This is a genomic window from Hallella colorans, from assembly GCF_003096815.1.
Lineage (GTDB): Bacteria > Bacteroidota > Bacteroidia > Bacteroidales > Bacteroidaceae > Prevotella > Prevotella colorans.
Window position 1 is genome coordinate 56,070 of sequence record NZ_QENY01000007.1, and the last position, 19,014, is coordinate 75,083.

A 19,014-nucleotide genomic window follows, 5' to 3' on the forward strand; every position below is an offset into this window, starting at 1 on the left:
ACATTTGGTAATGGCAATTGGATGATATGATACGCATGAGGTGGTTCAAGACGGCTGTCGGTTTCTCTATTTTGCTGAATTTATTTAACAAAATCGCTCTTGAAAATCGTTTATTTTTCATAGCAACCCTTCTTGCTTACAAATACGCTCTTTTTAGGCCTGTTTTGTATCTTGGTGTATATCAGTTTGTTGCGTATTTTTAATATGTTTTCCTTATCAATGGTTCCATGTTCGCTCCGCCATTAAGCATTAATCGTGTGTCGATTAGACATTATACGGCGTTTCATTGAGCACGATTCGACGTGCCAATAGTGTCTTTAGATCGTGCCAATAAGCCTTATTGGCACCATACCCACTGCTCGCAGCCTTGGTTATGCCATCTCAAACATGAAATGGGTGGCCTTTTCGCTCGCTAAAACATGGTTGTGGTAGATGCTGTTTTTTTGTGATTTATATTTAACACATATAGAGGGGTTGCATCAAGTTGACGACGATGGGCATACGTTCGATTTAAAAACCATATTTTATAACCCTGCGGCAGGCTATTGTCGGGATTATTCGTTACCTTTGCAGCCAAATTATTGTATAATGAGTAGGAAACGAAAGACACTGCCGCTGCTCCAAGGCGTGACCATAGAGGCTGTGGCGGCTGAGGGCAAATGTATTTTTCATCATGAAGACCAAGTGGTGTTTGTACCGTTCTGCGTGCCCGGCGACGTAGTGGATGTGCAAATAACCAAGAAGAAACACCGCTATTGTGAGGGCAGGGTAGAGCGCTTCGTCAGGCTCAGCGACACGCGCACCGTTCCCGTGTGTGAGCATTTTGGTGTGTGTGGCGGGTGCAAATGGCAGAATTTGCCATATGCAGAGCAACTCAAAGCCAAGCAACAGCAGGTGGAAGACCAGCTGAGGCGCATCGGCAAGGTGGAATTGCCGCTGATAGACACCATCATGGGTTCTGTCAAAACGTACGAATACCGCAACAAGTTGGAGTTCGGATGCTGTAGCAAACGATGGTTCACACGCGAGGAACTCGACAATGCCGAACTCAACTTAGACAGCGGAAATCATGCTGCCATCGGCTTCCACATCACGGGTGCCTTCGACAAAATCTATCCCATTAAGAAGTGCTGGCTCATGGCCGACGCGCACAACGACATGCGCAACGAGATAGAGCGCTATGCCAAGGCCACGGGCATGACATTTTATGACGTGAGGGAGCAGCGTGGATTACTGCGCTCGTTGATGTTCCGCACATCCAACACTGGTGAGTGGATGGTGCTTGTGCAGTTTCATTTCGACGAGCCTCAAGACGAGGAGAGGGCGCGAGCGTTGTTGCAACATATAGCCGACCGTTTTCCGCAGATCACCTCTTTAATATATGTGGACAACCAAAAGGGCAACGACACCTTTGGCGATTTGAAACTTATCACCTTTAAAGGCACTGATTATATATACGAGACGATGGAAGACCTGAAGTTCAAGGTGGGGCCCAAGAGCTTTTACCAGACCAACACCGAGCAGGCTTACCATCTGTACAGCGTCGTTCGCTCGATGTGCTACGACGGTGGTGGCGCGCCTCACGACGTGGAAACCGGCGCGAAGGGCATGCCTCTCATCTACGACTTGTACACTGGCACGGGGACCATTGCCAATTTTGTCGCGCGTAAAGCGAGACAAGTGATTGGCATAGAGTTTGTCCCAGAGGCTATAGAAGATGCCAAGGTGAACAGTAGTCTCAACGGCATTGGCAACACTACATTCTTCGCTGGCGATATGAAAACCGTGCTCACAGACGAGTTTGTGAGCCAGTACGGCCGGCCGGACATTATCATCACCGATCCACCTCGAACTGGCATGCACGAGGATGTGGTGCGCGTCATCTTGAAAGCCGCTCCGGGACGTATAATCTACGTGAGCTGCAATCCGGCCACGCAAGCTCGAGACCTTGCCCTGCTCGACCAAGATTACAGGGTGGAACGAGTGCAACCGGTGGATATGTTCCCACACACGCCACATGTAGAGAATGTAGTGTTATTGATGAGAAAAAGTCAATAATGTCGACAAAAATGACAAATTGCACATAAAAACGCTAAAAAAACAGATTAGAATAGCTTTATTATCGTTTAGTATTGGTAACTTTGCAACCCGTTTTGCCGAGCAGGATGGGTATGATTGGCATCTTAGGTATTAGTCATAACATTGTAATTAGGAAAAGAGTACATGCGTCAGCTAAAAATTCAAAAGAGTATAACAAACCGCTCAAGCGAGGCCTTGGACAAGTATTTGGTGGAAATAGGCCGTGTGCCCATGATTACCGTGGACGAGGAGATAGAGTTAGCCCAAGCCATCAAGAAAGGAGGCAAGGAGGGAGAGCGTGCCAAAGAAAAATTGGTGAAAGCCAATCTTCGCTTCGTGGTGTCTGTGGCCAAGCAATATCAGCATCAGGGTTTGGGTTTGACCGACCTGATAGACGAGGGCAATATCGGACTGGTCAAGGCCGCCGAGAAGTTTGATGAGACGCGCGGTTTCAAGTTTATCTCATACGCTGTGTGGTGGATACGGCAGAGCATCTTGCAGGCCATAGCCGAGCAGAGCCGCATAGTTAGGCTCCCGCTAAACCAAGTGGGCGCGCTGTCAAAGATAAATGCGGAGATTTCTAAATTTGAGCAGGAGAACCATCGCAGGCCTTCTGTGCAAGAGCTTTCACATCTCACCAACATTGAAGCCGCCAAGATAGACCAGACTATCAAGGCTGATAACCATCATATGAGCATTGACGCGCCTTTTCAAGAGGACGATGACAACAGTATGGCAGATGTCCTTGCCTCTGGCGACGACACGCGTGCGGACAAGCAGGTTGACTACGAGAGCATGTCGAAAGAACTTGACACCGTGTTGCGCAACGTGCTTAAAGAGCGTGAGATCACCATCATCCGCGAGTGTTTTGGCATTGGCTGCCACGAAAAAGGTCTCGAAGAGATAGGAGACCAGCTTGGGCTGACACGCGAGCGCGTGCGCCAAATACGCGAGAAAAGTATTGTAAAACTGCGCGAGAGCGGTTACGCCAAGTTGCTAATAAAATATTTGGGTTAACCCAAACATGACGGCAGGAATGTTGATGCCGTCCTTACAATATAAAATCACGGCGCGAGCCCAATTGGTCATCATCAATTGGGCTCGCGCCGTGATTGGGTATAAAGCCACTTGTTTAAGGTCAACTATGTTTGCGCGAGAATATGCAGAGATTGTCAGAGGCCTTGAATGCCACTTTGTCATGTGCCTCAATTGTTATTTTCTCGCCCGTGGCTGGGTTGATGCCCTGGCGTTGTGGCACGTGCTTGACATAGAAACGGCCAAAGTCTGGGATAGCCAATTCGTGGTCACCCTCGCATAGGTTGTCGGCTATGATACCTAAAAGGCAGTTCACTTGTTTGGCGGCTGCGGCCTTGGAAAGCGCTGTTTTATTGGCGAAAGATTCGATAAGCTGCGTTCTGTTCATCTTTATTGTAATTTAAATGTAAGGTTTGTAGACCAATGTATTTAGTTGATTACATATGCAAAGTTACATTTTTTTATCAGAAATAGTCACTCTGATTGGTCTTATTGCACAAATATTTTAGTCTGTCCATACCTTTTATCCTCATGTCCAACGAGTTACGCTTGTTAGGATAAAGTGTTGCCACATGTGCCATGGGTGTAATCGCGATGGGCCTATGTGTGAAATTGTCATTGGAATATTTATAAAATGTTGAAAAAACACAATTATTTGCCATTAACCTTTCACATGTCAAGGCTTATTGTTAAATTTGTGGACTAATCACAATAAACACCCGATTTTATGATCAATCTTAATTTAACTTCTCAAATTGTACTAAAACAAATTCCAGAAAAGTATTACAATCCTAAAACGGCCGTGGAGGCTTCAGAGCTCACTCGATGCGAAAAGATACCCACTTCCATCCATTTGCGGCCAGAAGATGGAGCCAAACGCATTGCCGATGCCATAGAGGCTGAGATAAAAGCCAAGCGGGCGGCTGGCAAACATTGTGTCTTGGGGTTGGGCACAGGCATATCGCTCAACTTTGTTTTCAATGAGCTTATACGTCGTCATCGTGAGGAAGGGCTTAGCTTTTCCAATGTCATTGTCTTTAATGCTTACGAATATTTCCCCTTGTCCGAGGATAATATTCATTCCAGCTTGAGACAGTTGAGTGAGCGTTTTTTGGACCATGTCGACATAGATAAACAGAATATTTTCTCGCCCGACAGTATGGTGGCGCAAGACATGGTGCAGGATTCTTGCCTGAAATATGAGCGACGCATCGCTGAGGTGGGTGGTATCGATATCATGTTGTTGGGCATTGGCCGTATGGGCAACATCGCTTCCAACGAACCGGGCTCGGTGGCCACGTCTGCCACACGCCTCATTCTCATCAACGATGTGGCCCGCGAAGAGATGACTATGAGCTTTGGCTCGCGAGAGAGTGTTCCGCCATGTGCCATCACAATGGGCGTTTCTACCATTCTCAACGCACGCACCATATATCTCACAGCTTGGGGCGAGGCTAAGGCCGATATCATACGGCAAACGGTAGAGAGTAAAATCACTGACACCATACCCGCCTCTTTCTTGCAAACGCACAACGATGCGCATGTCGTAATCGACCTTGACGCAGCCGGAAAGCTCACGCGAATAGTGCATCCATGGCTCGTTACCAGCTGTAAGTGGGACGACAAGCTCACCCGCGCAGCCTTGGTTTGGCTTTGCCAAAAAACAGAAAAACCCATTCTCAAACTTACCAATAAAGACTATAATGAGAATGGACTCTCCGAGTTGCTGGCACTGTACGGTTCGGCTTACAATGCCAATATTAAAATTTTCAATGATCTCCAGCATACCATCACCGGGTGGCCAGGTGGCAAACCCAACGCTGATGACACCTATCGACCCGAGAGAGCCACTCCGTATCCCAAACGTGTAGTGGTGTTTTCGCCCCATCCCGATGATGATGTTATATCTATGGGTGGCACCATTCGTCGACTGGTGGAGCAGGGGCATGACGTGCACGTTGCTTATGAAACCAGTGGCAACATTGCCGTAGGCGACGAAGAGGTGATGCGCTTTATGCACTTTATCAACGGTTTTAACCAGCTTTTCAGCGCTTCGGGCGATAATGTTATCAGCGAGGAGTATAAAAAGATAAAGGAATTTTTGGCTAATAAGAAAGACGGAGACATCGATAGCCGAAACATTCTCACCATCAAAGGTCTCATTCGCCGCGGAGAGGCCCGTACAGCTTGCAACTATAACAATATTCTCAACGACCATGTGCACTTCCTCGACTTGCCGTTCTATGAGAGCGGGCGCATAGAAAAGTTCCCCGTGAGCGAAAAAGACGTTCGCATAGTACAGCAATTCTTACATTCGGTTCAGCCTCACCAGATATATGTTGCCGGCGACTTGGCCGATCCGCACGGTACGCATCGCAAGTGCACAGATGCTGTGTTGGCAGCCATAGAGTTGGAAAAAGAAGCTGGCGAGAGTTGGCTGGATGACTGTAGGGTATGGATGTATCGTGGCGCATGGGCTGAGTGGGAGATAGAGAACATTGAGATGTGCGTGCCGATGAGCCCAGAGGAGCTTCGAGCCAAGCGCAATGCCATTCTCAAACACCAAAGCCAGATGGAGAGTGCCCCATTCCTTGGCAATGATGAGCGACTATTTTGGCAGCGTGCAGAAGACCGCAATCGCGGCACTGCCGAGATTTATGATAAACTTGGTTTGGCTTGCTACGAGGCTATGGAAGCCTTTGTGGAGTGGAAATGACCGTTTAGATAATATATATTGACAAGAATAATGCCGGCCAAACACGATCTTATCGTGATTTTGGCCGGCATCATTTATTACGTTGGTATGCCGTGGGGCTTATGTTCTTAAATTCTGTCCAACGCTTGTTTGATGTCGTCGATTATGTCGTCGGCAGCCTCGATGCCCACCGATAGACGCATCAAGTCGGGGGCTATTCCAGCCTCGCGCAATTGCTCGTCAGTGAGTTGGCGATGCGTGTGGCTTGCCGGATGCAGCACGCAACTGCGCGCGTCGGCCACGTGGGTAACAATATTAATCATCTTCAAAGAGTCCATGAACCTGATGGCCGTATCTCGTCCGCCTTTCAGTCCGAAAGCTATTACGCCGCATGAGCCATTGGGCAGGTATTTTTGAGCCAGTTTGTAGTGTGCGTCGTCTTTCAATCCGCTATACCTCACCCATGCCACGCGTGCGTCATTGTGTAAAAATTCGGCTACGGCTTGTGCGTTTTTACAGTGTTGCGGCATTCTCAAGTGCAAGGTCTCAAGTCCTAAGTTTAGCAAGAAAGAGTTTTGGGGGGCAGGAATAGAGCCAAGATCGCGCATCAGTTGCGCCACTAATTTGGTCATATATCCCATTTTGCCAAAATCTTTTGTATAGGTCAACCCGTGGTATGATTGGTCTGGTTCGCATAGCCCTGGATATTTTTCGCTGTGCGCGTCCCAATCAAATCGTCCACTGTCCACGATGGCACCGCCCACCTGAGTGGCATGTCCATCCATGTATTTGGTCGTGGAGTGTGTGACGATGTCGGCTCCCCATTCGAATGGTCGACAATTGATTGGCGTAGCGAAAGTGTTGTCGACAATGAGTGGTACACCATTATGGTGAGCGACGCGAGCAAATTTTTCGATGTCCAACACGCGACAACCGGGGTTGCTGATAGTCTCGCCAAACATGGCTTTGGTATTGGATTTGAAAGCCTTTTGCAATTCTTCTTCGCTTGCGTCAGGGTTGACAAATGTACAGTCAATGCCCATTTTGCGCATCGTCACGTTGAAAAGATTGAAAGTTCCGCCATAAATATCGGTAGAAGCCACGATGTGCGCCCCTGCTTCGCAAATGTTAAGCATGGCGTAAAAGTTAGCGGCTTGCCCGCTGGAGGTGAGCATTGCGCCCACGCCACCCTCGAGGGCACATATCTTTTGAGCCACAACATCGTTGGTTGGGTTTTGCAATCGCGAATAGAAATAGCCCTCTTTCTTCAGGTCGAAAAGCATGGCCATCTCCTCGCTATTGTCGTATTTGAATGTGGTGCTTTGTACAATCGGTAGCACGCGCGGTTCACCGTTTTTGGGTTTCCATCCTCCTTGCACGCATAATGTTTCTCTTTTCATCTGTAATAATTTTAAAAATGAAATAGAAGTGCAAAATTACGAAAAAAATAAGAATGGTAAATAATGAAAAAGTTAAATTTGTGCGCATCATTGTTAAAATCGCTTATAGGCGTGCTGCGCATTCTTATTAAAAGAAGTTAATATTCTATTCATACGCTACAATTGTTGGTTTGAATAATACTTATATCGGTCTTTTTTCGTAATTTTGCACTTGATTTACTCCGTTGAGGCCGAAAAAGAGGTAGCAAAAGCTATCCGCCTTGCGGAAAAACCCGTTTATAACATTAATAATGTACGCAATTGTAGAGATTAACGGTCAACAGTTCAAGGCGGAGCAGGGCAAGAAATTGTTCGTGCATCACATCAAAGATGTGGAGGCTGGAAACACTGTTGAGTTCGACAAAGTGCTGCTTGTTGACAAAGATGGAGCAGTGACGGTCGGTGCACCCAAGGTAGACGGTGCAAAAGTAGTAGTAGAAGTAGTGAACCCGCTTGTTAAAGGTGACAAGGTCATCGTTTTCAAGATGAAGCGTCGCAAGGACTCTCGCAAGATGAATGGCCATCGCTCGCAGTTCACAGAAGTTGAAGTTAAACAAGTAATCGCTTAAATCAGGAGGTATTTATCATGGCACACAAAAAAGGTGTAGGAAGTTCTAAGAACGGACGTGAGTCAGCTTCACAGCGTTTAGGCGTAAAGATTTGGGGTGGTCAGAAAATCATTGCTGGTAACATCATTGTACGCCAGCGTGGTAACAAGCACTATCCCGGTGAGAATGTTGCACAGGGCAAGGACGACACTCTGTATGCCTTGGCTGATGGTGTGGTTTACTTCCACAAGGGTGCTCGCAACAAAAGTACCGTATCGGTGCTCTCGCCAGAGGCTTACGCTGACAAAACCAAGCAAGCTGAGGCTTAAATTTAACAGCTTATTCCAAACAAACATAGAAGCCTGTTCCCATTTGGGAGCAGGCTTTCTGCGTACATATCTTTTTCTTCATAATAGCGTGCGAGACAGCACTTCATTATTAACGATGCCTACATACGTGTTACAACAAGCATGCACGTAGTTTTAGCGATTTCGCCACGTACTTGCATGCCATGATATTAGGGGCTCTGACGCCCTAAAATTATTTTATCATTTAAAAGTCTAACCCATCTTTCCAACCCGGATTTTGCGTCAGGTTAGGATTGAGCGTGCGGTCATCGATGGGGATGGGGTACAGATAATCTCGTTTCTCGTCAAAACCATTGCGCTCGGCATTGCGATGATAGTTGAGATAACCGCTTGTGCCACTGGTCAGCATGATATCCTTACCAATCTCAAATGTTGTAACACCCTCACGCCCTTTAGGTTTGTGCGCACCTTTGGGATAAAGTACAAGGTCCACTTTCCCATCTCCAGAGAGATCGTATTCGCCTGCTCCTTTGAAGTACATTCCTGTGATGGGCTGGTCAATGCAATGGCCAGCGTGCCATCGATATAAGTCGTTCATGCGTAAGCCCTCTTGCAAAAGCTCTATAGTGCGTTCCCTGCGTATTTCCAAAATGACACCCTTGTTAGAGCCACTCACCTGCGGATAGCCGTATTTTTCGGAGCTTAAATAAGGATCTGGGGTTGCGTTTGCCTCCGTCATTTGCAGTTTTGGCATACCTGCGCGAGCCCTGATCAGGTTTACAGATCGGTCCAAATCGGCTTGTGTCAGCTGTCCCAACTCTGCCTTGGCCTCGGCATAGTTTAGCAAAACTTCTGCGTAACGGAATATTGGCATAGGCACATCTGACGATTCCGTGCGGTCATTATTACTGCTATTGTCGGTTGGATCTTGCACAAATTTGGTGAGCTGATAGCCAGTAATAGCCACATTCAGGTCAGGTGGCAATATCTTGGTTTGGTTCAGACGGGTATAACCGGGTGTTCGCATGCTTTGCGCCATACGCGGATCTCGATTTTTTGTTTCCTCGTTAAACATCATGGTTTCCCATCCTTGTTGGTCGGTGAAACGAGAGCCATCAGCCATCAGATATGTGTTGACAAATTTTCGAGTAAGCCCCGGCAGCCCCTGCGAGGGTAGAATGGTGAACGCTGTGGCATTGTTTCGAACGTCAAGTGCATAGTCGAACTTTACGGCGAGGATGTATTCGTTTGCGTTGGCATCATGTTGAACAAACAACATTTGGTAATCTTTCTCGGGATGGCCCGTTGAATAAAGCTGATATTTGCCGCCATCCATCAATTCTGCAGAAGCCTTTGCTGCCTGATCCAAATAGTATCTGGCGTCATGGCCTGGCAGGTTGAGCTTGTGATACTTGCGAAACGTTCCCTCAAATAGGCAGAAACGAGCTTTAAGGGCTAACGCTGCCCATCGGTTGGCACGATAAGCACTGCGTTTTGAGGGCAAATGTTCTATGGCATAGTCTATATCCTCAATCATCTTGGTCATAATCAACTCACGAGAGTCGCGTGAGTTGTACAATGCTTTGTCGTCCGAGCTCAATTGGTGATCGTACCAAGGCACATCACCGAAGCGGCGCACTTTGCCAAAATAGAAGTACGCACGGAAGAAACGCGCTAACGCTGTGTAATGCGTTGCCGCCTCTGAGTCTTCACATCGCTCCACATCTTCGAGCAGTGTGTTGATATCGCGCAGTGTTCCCCAGCTCCAACCGCCACCAGAGGCAGGCACCTGTCGACGATTGCCCCCTACCATCACCTCGTTGAGCATGGAGGTCACAAGCACGTCGCTTTCCTCGTCGAAAGGCGATTTGTCTAATATGGCGTTGTAAAATGGATTGCTGAATAGTTCGAGTTCGGTTCCTTTCTTGAAGTATTCAGACTCGACCATTTGGTCCTTTGGCATGAGATCCATTTGCTGGCATGAGGTCAAAGATGCCAATGCAAGGACAAAAAATATCTTGAGGGTTGGTTTTTTCATTTTGTAAATGTTTGTTTTGTTGATAGTGTGAGTTAGAAAGTGACATCCACGCCAAACATATAAGAAGATGGCCAGGGGTAATAGGCATTGTTCATTACGGAGCTGTTACGGTTGAACGCAGCCTCGGGGTCAATGTATTTTGTGTTTTTTTTCAAGGGAGACCAGTAGCATATGTTCTCACCCGAGAAATACAGCCTTATTTTTTCCATACCGATACGACGGATCCACTTACTCGGAAGTGAGTAGCCGATGGTCAGATTTTTGAGTCGCAAGTACCGAATGTTTTGCAAATAACGATCATTCACCTCTGCCAAATAGCCACCGGTGGCACCGTATGCGCGTGGCCGTGGAAAGTAAGAGTCTGGATTTTCTTCAGACCACAGTTTGCCCAAGAAATCTTTGGGAAGGTAGGTTAGGTATGAATAAGAGAAGCCACCCCAGAAGTTCATCGTATGTCCGCTGGGGTACCAATAGTGATTGCCTGTGCCCTGGAAGAATACCGACGCATCTACACCGTACCAATCGAACCCTGCCGTAATGCCGTATGAGAGTGAAGGCAGCGAGTTTCCCAATATCTTTCGGTCGCCGGGATGGTCCACTGTGTTTTGACCAATGCCCCATTTGCCGTCACCGTCAAGGTCTACAAACTTCACGTCGCCAGCCATCCAGCCTCCTCTCAAACGTCCGCTGCTGTAGCTCAGGTCCACTTTTTTGGCATATTCCTTGGCTTCCTCATCGGTTTTGAACAAGCCATCGGTGGTGAAGCCCCAAATCTCGCCCAAGCGTTGCCCCACATAATGCGCTTTGGCAAACGACTTGTTAGGGTTGTCGTACTTAGTGATAGTGCTCTTATAGTCGCTCATCACAAATCCGATATGATAGCTGAATGTCTGGTTGGCAAGGTTGAACCTATCTTGCCAGTTGAGCGACAGCTCATAGCCTTCGGTGCGCATGTTGGCAGCGTTCATTTTTGGCACGGACGCTCCATATACGGAAGGCAGTGCCACACCTGCCGTCAGCATGTCTTTGGTGTTTCGAACATAGAAGTCGGCCACCAAAGACAGTCGGCTGTTAAACATTGACAGGTCTAAGCCTCCATTCCACTGTTGCACCGTTTCCCACGTCAAATTGTCAGAGATAGGTGCGCTCAGAGATGAGTATTTGGGCATGGAGCTACCTTCGCCGAATGTATAATTGCTGAAGTTGTGCATAGATACCAATCGCATGTAGGTGTAGTAAGAAGATACGTTTTGGTTGCCCAACGAGCCAAACGATAGTCGTAGTTTCAGATTGTCAACCCATTTTCTCACAGCATGGAAGAAAGGTTCCTCAGAAACGCGCCATCCCAATGACGCGGAGGGAAACCATCCCCACCGACTTTCCTTGGCAAAGCGTGAAGAGCCGTCATAGCGACCACTCACCTCGACAAGATAACGCCCTAAGTAATCGTAATTGACACGTCCAAAGAAACCTAACAGTGCATATTCGGCTTGACCGCCACCCACACCGGTCTCGGTCTCACCATTTTCGTTTTGCCCCACTAAGTTTAAGTCGTCCAAGTAGATGGAAGACAGATCTCTGCCCCAAGCCGACACGCCTTTACGGTAGAAGTATTCATAGTTGAAACCTGCCATTGCTGATAGATGGTGCCGCTTGTCAAAGGTATCATCGTAATTGGCAAATACGTTTGTAGAATAAAAGTGGTTTGTAACGACAGATTCGTCCAACTGATTTTCGCCCGCACCTGTATTGTACGAAACCAAGGGAGAATCTGGATATTCACGATACCACAGTTCTGATGTACGGCCAGTGTGTTGTCTTTGATAAAATCGATAAGTGAAATCGCCCGTGACGGCAAGTTGCTTGATCGGTTGAAGGACAAGACGGGTGGTATTGGAAAAGTTGAATTGTTTGTCCAAATTACGATGTGTGTTTTCGTTTAATATGATGTGTCTGCCGTTGGCCACCTTGTATTTAATATAAGGTGTGGAATAAATCCATGTACCGTCTGGGTTCTTCATAGGGAAACAGGCCATGGCATGACGTGAGCTGTAAGCTATCGCATCGTCTACATCTCCACAGCCGATAGAGGTATAATCAGAGCTATAATAAGAGGTGTTGTTTGACAGCTTAGCCCATTTTGTCATCTCGAAATCTATCTTTGAGCGCAAGTTGTACCGATTGAATACGTCTGGATGAGCTCGTTCTATACCCTCTTGGCGATTGTAGTTGCCTGAAAGCATATAGCTTATTCCGTTTCGGGCACCTGTTACAGATAGGTTGTGTTGCTGTATGGGCCGCTTTTCGCGAAACAGCATGTCCCACCAGTCGTAGTTGCCATAGTAAACCCATTGCTTGCGCCCGCCGCGCATCTCCTCGATTACCCATGGACGTTCCGGATTTTCGGTCTCGTCATTAACGCGAGCCCAAAGCTCCTCCATGTCGTGGTCATTATATTGCACATAGTTAGTGCCGCTGTTAGATTGCCAAAACTTGTTCACATGGTACACAGACCAGTATCCCCGGTTCTCATAATCGGTTGATGTAGTGGGTTGCTCCCATCCCAAACGACCGCTATAGCGCACCACAACCGACTTTCTCGATTGTGAAGCGATCGTGCTACCCGATTTGGTGATAACCAATATAACGCCAAAGGCTGCCCTTGCACCATAAACAGCGGCTGCTGAGGCATCCTTGATGATAGAGATAGACTCGATGTCGTTTGGGTTAAGGCGCGACAAATCGCCAGCGTTGCCTGTCACGCCATCTATGACTACTAACGGGTCGGAATTGTTAATGGAGTTGACACCACGAATATTGATGGCACCATTAGAACCGGGTTTGCCAGACGAGGTGGTGACGTTAAGGCCTGCCACCGACCCTTGTAGCATATTGGTCACTGAGTGCGACAACCTGTTTTCCAAATCTTTGCTATTAACGGTAGACACGGCTCCCGTAAGGTTTATGCGCTTCTGTGTGCCATAGCCCACCACGACCACCTCGTCGAGGATGGTACGGTCGGGTTTCATGACAATGTGCACGGGACCATGACCGTTCCATACCATCTCATGATTTTTGAACCCTACGTAGCTGAAAACAATCTTTGCTTTCTCGGGTACGTCTAAAGTGAAATCGCCATTTGCATCTGTTATAGTGCCTTGGTTCGTACCTTTTTGCACCACACTCACGCCAATGAGAGGCTCATTCTGGCTGTCAACCACCTTTCCACGCATGGTTTGCGTTTCTGCTTGTGCTGTGAAAGACAGACATAACAGGAAGAGCGTCATGATGTTAGCTCTCACTCCTAATAATTTTTTCATTCTTAAGTAAGTTTTAATCTTTATTTACGCATGCAAAATAACAACTTTAATGTTATGAGAAAGTTTCAATTAGACTAATAAAGTGTTACAAAACATATTTCTTCTTCTTTTTAAGAGGATATTTTTCTGCGTGCTTAACGTGTGTGAAAGAAATAAAGACGCAAGGTATAAATGTTGCCCAAAATAATTGACAACACCTTTTTGTTTTGCAATAAAACGACAAATTGTAGTGTCTTGGCCTCTTTTCCGGACAGAAAAGAGGTATTTTGTATATGCCTGATTATAAGTAGTTTAAAATCGCCTTCCGTTTTGTTGCGGTTGCTGCCTGTGCGGATGCCTTCGCGTTTAAGGTCTAATCGTGGGGCGAATGGTGTCTAATCGCGCGCCGTTTGGGCTTGAAACGGCGTATGATTGAGCCTTAAAGCCGTTGCCATTGGGCATCAATGGCAACGGCGTGCCATAGGGTAGTTTCTTAAATGGGTGAGAAATGCTGTTTTCTTTACCGTTTGAGGGCAAAGAAACATGGCGTTTAAAATTTTATTTTTACCAATTATCTTGACAGGAAGGACGGCGTGCTGATGTCTCTGAGAGACACGCCTGGCATGCGCTCGGCGTAGTTCAGCCGGCGCGCTCGCGCAACCTTTTGTTAAGCAAATCGGCGAACTCGTGGTTTTTTAGTCCCCATTTGGGAGCGATGACAAGATCTGGTGGGCTTTGGCTTACAAACCGATCAAGAACCAAGTCGGGCCTCAACTTGTCCACGTAGCGTATGATGAGGTCGATGTATTCGTCTACGGTGTAGAGTGGGAACGGCTGGCGGGTATAGTCGTTGGCCAATGCAGTGCCACGCACCACTTGCAGTTGGTGTAGCTTCAATATGTCGAGTGGCAGGTCAGAGATGATGGGCGCTTGGCGCAAGGACTCGTTGGTGTCCTCGCCCGGCAATCCGAGGATGACGTGCCCACTTGTCAATATGCCTCGCTGGTGAGTCTTGACGATGGCATCACGACTGCATGCGAAGTCGTGCCCTCGGTTCAGGCGGCGCAACGTATGATCGTTGGCGCTCTCAATGCCATATTCCACGATCAGAAAAGTGCGGTGGCTCAACGCCTCGAGATAGTCCAAGAGCTCTTCGCTCACGCAGTCGGGGCGGGTACCAATCACGATGCCCACTACATCGGGTACGGCCAACGCCTTGCTGTACATAGCCCTCAATCGGTCTAAATGGGCGTAGGTGTTGGTGAACGATTGAAAATAGGCCAAATACTTCATGGATGGATATTTGTGGGCGAAGAAGGCTTTGCCGTCTTCCAATTGACGTGTGATGGATTTGCGACCATCACAAAACGATGGGCTAAAAGCGCGGTTGTTGCAAAACGCGCAACCACCCACCGAGATGCGGCCGTCTCTGTTGGGACAGGTAAAACCTGCGTCTACAGACAGCTTTTGCACCCTGAAAGCAAATCGCTCGCGTAGCCATGTTCCGAAATCTTTGTGTTTGGTGTTGCCGGAAAATAAAGAATCTTTATCAGAATTTGGCATGATTTGTGGCTTCATGACTACAAAATTACCGAAAAAATGGCTAACTTTGCTGCTATCAACCACAAATATCTTAGACATGAGACAAATATTAACCACCTGTATAGTGATGTTATTGACCGCGAGCACTGTTTATGGCGCTAACCGTATAGATTTGAGATCGCTGACGAATGGCGATTTTGCCGCCCAACGCATCACGGGCGTCAATCCTATAGCCGGCACTGACCAGTACGCCCAAATATCGCAAGATGGCAAGCGCATTGTGCAGTGCTCGTTTAGGACGGGCAAACAGACGGCTGTACTATTCGACGTGGATGACACGCAGGGTGAGCGGCTCACATCGTTTGACGGCTATATCATGTCGCCAGACGCCAAGCGCATGCTTATCTGCACCAAGCGGCAGCCGGTGTACAGGCGGTCGTACAAGGCCGAGTTTTACATATATAATATAGGTAGCCATAAGCTGGAACGGCTGTCGGACGGAGGCCCCCAGCAAGCCCCCGTATGGTCGCCCGATGGCAACCAAGTGGCTTTTGTACGGGATAACAATATATTCTTGGTAAAACTATTGTATGACAATAGCGAGAGCCAAGTGACCAAGGACGGCAAGTTTGGACAAATCATCAACGGCATTCCAGACTGGGTGAACGAGGAGGAGTTTGGGTTAAGTCGAGCCCTGACGTTCAACGCTGATGGCTCCATGCTGTGCTGGATAAAGTATGACGAGACCAATGTGCGGGAGTATAGCTTGCAAATGTTTAAGGGCTTGAGCCCCGCGCGTGAGACCTATGCACTTTATCCAGGCAATTACAGTTATAAATACCCAAAGGCTGGTGAGCGCAATTCCACCGTGTCGGCATGGAGTTACGACATTAAAAGCCATCGCTCGCAAAAGTTGGAGGTGCCGATTGGCAAGGAGGATTACATGCCCCGCATACAGCCAACGAGCGATGCGGACAAGATAGTGGTGTACGCCATGAATCGTCATCAGGACGAGTTGAGCCTTTATACCGTAAACCCACGCAGCACCGTGGCCCAACTGCTTGTCAGGGAGAGCGTGCCCAAATATGTCAAGGAGGAGGCGATGGCCAAAGTGGTCATAGGCAAAAACTATGTACTGTTGCCGTCTGATCGGGATGGCTTTATGCAACTGTATCTCTATGATATCAATGGGAAACTCCTGAGAAAGGTGGGCGATGGCAAGTGCGACATCACCGATGTGTATGGCTATGACGAGGGCAAGGGCGACATTTACTACCAAGCTGCCACACTCAACGCGCACGACAGGCAGGTGCTGGTGACACATAAAAATGGCAAGACTGAGCGCTTGACAGACCAGCGTGGTTGGAACAACGCCGTGTTCTCAGGCGATTACAGATATTTTCTTAACACGTGGAGCGACCGTAACACGCCTTTCGTCTATACCACGAGAGATAACAACGGCAAGGTGATGGCCACACATATAGACAACCGTGCGCTCAAGGAGAAGATACGGAAATATGGTTGGACGCCCAAGGAGATGTTCTCTTTTACCACCGCCGACGGCATCAAGCTCGATGGATGGATGGTCAAGCCCGCCAATTTCAGCGCCGACAAGCGCTACCCGGTCATCATGTTCCAATATAGTGGGCCTGGCAGTCAGCAGGTCACCGACTCGTGGAACGCTGGATCGATGGGGCAGGGTGGCGCCTTCGACCAGTACTTGGCGCAGCAAGGATTTATCGTAGTGTGTGTGGATGGGCGTGGCACTGGCGGTCGCGGGGCGGCTTTCGAAAAATGCACTTATCTAAAATTGGGCTACCTTGAGGCGCGCGATCAAGTGGAGACCGCTCTGTATTTGGGCACGTTGCCCTACGTGGACAAGAATAACATAGGCATTTGGGGATGGTCTTATGGCGGTTTCTGCACGCTCATGAGTATGAGCGAGGGACGGCCGGTGTTCAAGGTCGGCGTGGCCGTGGCGCCTCCCACCTCGTTTCGTTACTACGACTCGGTATACACCGAGCGGTACATGCGCACCCCCAAGGAAAATCCGGAGGGCTACGATGACAACGCGTTGATTAGGGCCGGCAAGCTGCATGGCGCGCTGCTGATATGCCACGGATTGGCCGATGACAACGTGCATCCGCAAAATACATTCGAGTATGCCGAGGCATTGGTGCAGGCCGACAAGGATTTTAAACAGCTGTATTATACCAATCGCAATCATGGCATTTTCGGTGGAAACACGCGTAATCACTTGCTCAGGCAGATCACGTCGTGGTTTAAGGAACATTTGACAACAAATTAAAAACTAATTATACGTATGACAAAACTTTTCAGACTTTTATTCGCTAATCTATTGTTCGCCCCCATGACACTTTGGGCAGCTGACGTTACCATCACCGTGCACAATGACGCCCCAACACAACGGCAGGAGTTGGTGGAGATAGACGCGGTTGAAGTGACGCGACGGTTGGGTGTTGACAATGGCACGCCTTTCATTGTAAGAAACCAAATGGGGCAAGAGGAGACTTACCAAATAACGCATGACGGCAAGTTGCTTATCGACGCGGCGGTGAAACCTTGTGGCCAAACTGTGTTTACAGTAAGCGTGGGGCACCCAGCCCCTATGCGCAGATGGGTGGAAGGTAAATTGTACACCATGCGCGAGGATGACATAGGGTGGGAGAACGACCGTGGCATGTATCGTGTTTATGGTCCCGCGTTGCAACGCACGGGCGAGAAAAGCTATGGCATAGACGTGTGGACCAAGAATAGCAAGGAACTGCAAATGTCTGATCGTTACTATAAAAACCTTGAGGGCTTTATTGCGGGAAATGAAAAACCCACTAATGACAAGAAGAAATGGGAAAGTCGCTTGCAAACATCTTTCCATCTTGATCATGGTGACGGTCTCGACTGCTACGCCGTGGGACCTACACTCGGATGTGGCGCGCCGGCGTTGATGGTTAATAATGACCTATTGATGCCATATTGTTATAAGACATATAAAATATTGGACAATGGACCGTTAAGGTTTACCGTGGAGCTTGTCTTTAACCCGACAAGGATAAAAAACGACCCAAACGTGGTGGAACATCGCATCATCAGTCTTGACAAGGGCTCCAATTTCAATAAAATGATCGTGTGGTATGAGGGTTTGAGCGAGCCGTGCGACTTAGCCGCTGGCGTAGTGATACATACGGCAGACACGAAGAGTGTTGTCTTGGGTAAGAATTTTGTACAATATGCCGACCCCACTGACCAGCCTGACAAGTATGGATTCCAGCTATACGTGGCGGCCCTTTTCCCGTATGGCGCGCAAACCCGGATGTTGCGTTATGGCGGGCATGATGATGGCATCGCCGGGCATGCTGTCGGCGTGAAAAAAGCATTGAAGAACAAAGAACGGTACACTTACTATTTTGGCAGTGCGTGGAGCAAATACGATGTGAGATGTCAGGAAGAGTGGCAGGTACGTATAGACCATTACATGAAGGCCTTGGAGAGACCGTTGGTGGCTGTCATTCAGTAAGTGTGACGGTGCGACTGTGCTGACGATATTACTTGAAAGCTCAGGCTATACGGTCGATCGCCAGTGTGCGTATGCGTGCGTATAGGATAGTTTGTCGCTAAGTGGCTACTATGTCAAGATAGCACAAGGGCTACTTTCGGTATAGAAAGTAGCCCTTGTGCCATTTGTTGGGCCGATCATGGCAAACGATGCTGAGATTACTCCTCTATCATACCAATTTCCTTCCATTGTTTAATAACGGCCTCGGCGTCTTGCATGGCTTTCTCCTCGGGCAATGGTGTGTTATCGTCAATTTGATATTCGTCCATTAATATGCGTGCGAGGTCTTTTGCCGTGAATGCTTTTCCTTGTATTTTTTCCCATAGCAACGCGCTGCTTTCGTTCATGCTGATAATCTCAGTGAAATCCAAGTTTTCCTTGCCTTCTGCCATTACCAAGAATTGTCCGCACACATTGCGGATATTAAAGCCTTTTTTAATTCTCATATTTTCTTGTT

14 protein-coding genes are annotated in these 19,014 nt (G+C 48.0%); 7 read left to right on the forward strand and 7 right to left on the reverse strand.

The annotated features are described in order from the left end of the window. Positions 1–588 precede the first annotated feature (588 nt). On the forward strand, positions 589–2,058 hold the full coding sequence (gene rlmD, locus C7379_RS04995) for a 23S rRNA (uracil(1939)-C(5))-methyltransferase RlmD (RefSeq protein ID WP_116616271.1): 1,470 nt from the start codon (positions 589–591) through the stop codon (positions 2,056–2,058). A gap of 165 nt (positions 2,059–2,223) precedes the next feature. Beyond that, on the forward strand, positions 2,224–3,096 hold the full coding sequence (locus tag C7379_RS05000; protein ID WP_116616272.1) for a sigma-70 family RNA polymerase sigma factor: 873 nt from the start codon (positions 2,224–2,226) through the stop codon (positions 3,094–3,096). 121 nt (positions 3,097–3,217) lie between these two features. Here the strand turns inward: C7379_RS05000 and C7379_RS05005 are convergent, their stop codons facing one another. After that, a complete protein-coding gene (locus C7379_RS05005; protein ID WP_116616273.1) occupies positions 3,218–3,502 on the reverse strand; it encodes an HU family DNA-binding protein in 285 nt (94 codons plus the stop codon). Between the two features lie 342 nt (positions 3,503–3,844). Between C7379_RS05005 and C7379_RS05010 the strand changes: the two genes are divergently transcribed. Further along, positions 3,845–5,830: a glucosamine-6-phosphate deaminase gene (locus tag C7379_RS05010; protein WP_116616328.1), complete on the forward strand. Its 1,986-nt coding sequence runs from the start codon at positions 3,845–3,847 to the stop codon at positions 5,828–5,830. 107 nt (positions 5,831–5,937) lie between these two features. On the opposite strand, the gene C7379_RS05015 is transcribed toward C7379_RS05010, so the two are convergent. Beyond that, entirely contained in the window at positions 5,938–7,209 is a 1,272-nt protein-coding gene (locus tag C7379_RS05015) for an O-acetylhomoserine aminocarboxypropyltransferase/cysteine synthase family protein (protein WP_116616274.1), read from the reverse strand. Between the two features lie 290 nt (positions 7,210–7,499). Here C7379_RS05015 and rplU point away from each other — a divergent pair, with 290 nt between their 5' ends. Together rplU and rpmA are read left to right on the forward strand one after the other, a co-directional pair. Continuing rightward, positions 7,500–7,817, forward strand: a complete 318-nt coding sequence (rplU, locus tag C7379_RS05020; protein WP_116616275.1) for a 50S ribosomal protein L21 — start codon at positions 7,500–7,502, stop codon at positions 7,815–7,817. 17 nt (positions 7,818–7,834) lie between these two features. Further along, entirely contained in the window at positions 7,835–8,125 is a 291-nt protein-coding gene (rpmA, locus tag C7379_RS05025; protein WP_116616276.1) for a 50S ribosomal protein L27, read from the forward strand. Between the two features lie 223 nt (positions 8,126–8,348). Here rpmA and C7379_RS05030 read toward each other — a convergent pair whose 3' ends face one another. The 4 genes from C7379_RS05030 to mnmL all read right to left on the reverse strand — a co-directional run bounded on the left by C7379_RS05030 (position 8,349) and on the right by mnmL (position 15,004). Beyond that, positions 8,349–10,142: a RagB/SusD family nutrient uptake outer membrane protein gene (locus C7379_RS05030; protein WP_116616277.1), complete on the reverse strand. Its 1,794-nt coding sequence runs from the start codon at positions 10,140–10,142 to the stop codon at positions 8,349–8,351. Positions 10,143–10,174: 32 nt separating this feature from the next. After that, entirely contained in the window at positions 10,175–13,462 is a 3,288-nt protein-coding gene (locus C7379_RS05035; RefSeq protein WP_165815026.1) for a SusC/RagA family TonB-linked outer membrane protein, read from the reverse strand. 345 nt (positions 13,463–13,807) lie between these two features. After that, the gene (locus tag C7379_RS12695; RefSeq protein ID WP_165815027.1) at positions 13,808–13,978 is read right to left on the reverse strand and encodes a hypothetical protein; all 171 of its coding nucleotides are present in this window, start codon (positions 13,976–13,978) and stop codon (positions 13,808–13,810) included. 102 nt (positions 13,979–14,080) lie between these two features. Beyond that, complete coding sequence (gene mnmL, locus C7379_RS05040; RefSeq protein ID WP_116616330.1) at positions 14,081–15,004, reverse strand: tRNA modification radical SAM protein MnmL/YtqA; 924 nt, start codon at positions 15,002–15,004, stop codon at positions 14,081–14,083. A 76-nt stretch (positions 15,005–15,080) separates the two neighbouring features. On the opposite strand from mnmL, the gene C7379_RS05045 reads away from it, so the two are divergent. Further along, positions 15,081–17,291: a DPP IV N-terminal domain-containing protein gene (locus C7379_RS05045; protein WP_116616278.1), complete on the forward strand. Its 2,211-nt coding sequence runs from the start codon at positions 15,081–15,083 to the stop codon at positions 17,289–17,291. 15 nt (positions 17,292–17,306) lie between these two features. Beyond that, positions 17,307–18,518: a DUF4861 family protein gene (locus C7379_RS05050; protein ID WP_207773396.1), complete on the forward strand. Its 1,212-nt coding sequence runs from the start codon at positions 17,307–17,309 to the stop codon at positions 18,516–18,518. Between the two features lie 197 nt (positions 18,519–18,715). Here C7379_RS05050 and C7379_RS05055 read toward each other — a convergent pair whose 3' ends face one another. Then, on the reverse strand, positions 18,716–19,003 hold the full coding sequence (locus C7379_RS05055; protein ID WP_116616280.1) for a PqqD family protein: 288 nt from the start codon (positions 19,001–19,003) through the stop codon (positions 18,716–18,718). Positions 19,004–19,014: the final 11 nt, after the last annotated feature.

Coding starts and splice junctions, on each gene's coding strand:
- rlmD (WP_116616271.1), top strand. CDS start 589: ATGAGTAGGAAACGAAAGACACTGCCGCTGCTCCAAGGCGTGACCATA.
- C7379_RS05000 (WP_116616272.1), top strand. CDS start 2,224: ATGCGTCAGCTAAAAATTCAAAAGAGTATAACAAACCGCTCAAGCGAG.
- C7379_RS05005 (WP_116616273.1), bottom strand. CDS start 3,502: ATGAACAGAACGCAGCTTATCGAATCTTTCGCCAATAAAACAGCGCTT.
- C7379_RS05015 (WP_116616274.1), bottom strand. CDS start 7,209: ATGAAAAGAGAAACATTATGCGTGCAAGGAGGATGGAAACCCAAAAAC.
- rplU (WP_116616275.1), top strand. CDS start 7,500: ATGTACGCAATTGTAGAGATTAACGGTCAACAGTTCAAGGCGGAGCAG.
- rpmA (WP_116616276.1), top strand. CDS start 7,835: ATGGCACACAAAAAAGGTGTAGGAAGTTCTAAGAACGGACGTGAGTCA.
- C7379_RS05030 (WP_116616277.1), bottom strand. CDS start 10,142: ATGAAAAAACCAACCCTCAAGATATTTTTTGTCCTTGCATTGGCATCT.
- C7379_RS05035 (WP_165815026.1), bottom strand. CDS start 13,462: ATGAAAAAATTATTAGGAGTGAGAGCTAACATCATGACGCTCTTCCTG.
- mnmL (WP_116616330.1), bottom strand. CDS start 15,004: ATGCCAAATTCTGATAAAGATTCTTTATTTTCCGGCAACACCAAACAC.
- C7379_RS05045 (WP_116616278.1), top strand. CDS start 15,081: ATGAGACAAATATTAACCACCTGTATAGTGATGTTATTGACCGCGAGC.
- C7379_RS05050 (WP_207773396.1), top strand. CDS start 17,307: ATGACAAAACTTTTCAGACTTTTATTCGCTAATCTATTGTTCGCCCCC.
- C7379_RS05055 (WP_116616280.1), bottom strand. CDS start 19,003: ATGAGAATTAAAAAAGGCTTTAATATCCGCAATGTGTGCGGACAATTC.